The 1927-nt window shown below is 65.7% G+C and carries 1 protein-coding gene; it reads left to right on the top strand.

All coding sequences use genetic code 11. The features are described 5' to 3' along the window. The coding region (locus ABD035_RS00005; protein WP_343866652.1) for an Ig-like domain-containing protein at nucleotides 1-1927 on the top strand (1927 nt) is incomplete at both ends.

The raw sequence follows: 1927 nt of genomic DNA, 5'->3' as shown, positions 1-1927 counted from the left end.
GACAACGGCAAAGCCATCGGTACCGCCACGGCAGGCAGTGACGGCAGCTGGAGCAGCACCCTGCCGGCCCTGGCCGACGGCAGCCACAGTATTACCACCACGGTCACCGATGCGGCCGGCAACACCAGCCAGCCTTCGGCCGCCATTCCTGTCACGGTCGAGACCACACCGCCGGCAGCAGCCGGTGATGTCGAACTGACCGACGGTAACGGTAATAACCTGTCCGGGGCGGAGACAAATGACACCACCCCGGTCCTGAAAGGCACCGCGGCAGCCGGCGACACCGTCACTATCCTCGACAACGGTAAAGCCATCAGCACCGCCACGGCAGGCAGTGACGGCAGCTGGAGCAGCACCCTGCCGGCCCTGGCCGACGGCAGCCACAGCATCACCACCACCGTCACCGATGCCGCCGGCAATACCAGCCAGCCTTCGGCACCAGTGAACACGGTGATCACTACTTTGGCACCTGCTCCTGGAACCGATACCATTTTAACCGATTCCGCCGGAGGCGATCTCAGCGGGAAGACCAGTAACGATGCCACCCCGATCCTCAAAGGCACCGCAGCAGCCGGCGACACCGTCACTATCCTCGACAACGGTAAAGCCATCGGTACCGCCACGGCAGGCAGCGACGGCAGCTGGAGCAGCACCCTGCCGGCCCTGACTGACGGCAGCCACAGTATCACCACCACCGTCACTGATGCCGCCGGTAACACCAGCCAGCCTTCGGCCGCGATCCCTGTCACGGTCGAGACCACGGTGCCGGCAGCAGCAGCCAACGTGACGCTGACCGATTCCGCCGGGGACGATCTGAGCGGGAAAGCCAGTAACGATGCCACCCCGATCCTCAAAGGGACCGCGGCAGCCGGCGACACCGTCACTATTCTGGACAACGGTAAAGTCATCGGCACCGCCACGGCAGGCAGCGACGGCAGCTGGAGCAGCACCCTGCCGGCCCTGGCCGACGGCAGCCACAGCATCACCACCACCGTCACCGATGCCGCCGGCAATACCAGCCAGCCTTCGGCCGCCATTCCTGTGACGGTCGATACCACGGCGCCGGCAGCAGCAGCCAACGTGACGCTGACCGATTCCGCCGGGGACGATCTGAGCGGGAAAGCCAGTAACGATGCCACCCCGGTTCTCAAAGGCACCGCGGCAGCCGGCGACACCGTCACTATCCTCGACAACGGTAAAGCCATCGGCACCGCCACCGCGGGCAGCGACGGCAGCTGGAGCAGCACCCTGCCGGCTCTGGCCGACGGCAGCCACAGTATTACCACCACGGTCACCGATGCCGCCGGTAACACCAGTCAGCCTTCGGCCGCGATCCCTGTCACGGTCGAGACCACGGCGCCGGCAGCAGCCGGTGATGTCGAACTGACCGACGGTAACGGTAAGAATCTGGCCGGAGCAGATACTAACGACACCACCCCGGTCCTGAAAGGGACTGCGGCAGCCGGCGACACCGTCACTATCCTCGACAACGGCAAAGCCATCGGTACCGCCACGGCAGGCAGTGACGGCAGCTGGAGCAGCACCCTGCCGGCTCTGGCCGACGGCAGCCACAGTATCACCACCACGGTCACCGATGCCGCCGGTAACACCAGTCAGCCTTCGGCCGCGATCCCTGTCACGGTCGAGACCACGGCGCCGGCAGCAGCCGGTGATGTCGAACTGACCGACGGTAACGGTAAGAATCTGGCCGGAGCAGATACTAACGACACCACCCCGGTCCTGAAAGGGACCGCGGCAGCCGGCGACACCGTCACTATCCTCGACAACGGTAAAGCCATCGGCACCGCCACCGCGGGCAGCGACGGCAGCTGGAGCAGCACCCTGCCGGTACTGGCCGACGGCAGCCACAGCATCACCACCACGGTCACTGATGCCGCCGGTAACACCAGTCAGCCTTCAGCGGCTA

It is taken from the genome of Tatumella terrea, from assembly GCF_039523755.1.
GTDB classification, from domain to species: Bacteria; Pseudomonadota; Gammaproteobacteria; order Enterobacterales; family Enterobacteriaceae; genus Tatumella; species Tatumella terrea.
Note: the sequence above shows the minus strand (reverse complement) of the source record. Positions and strands in the feature narration are given on the sequence as shown.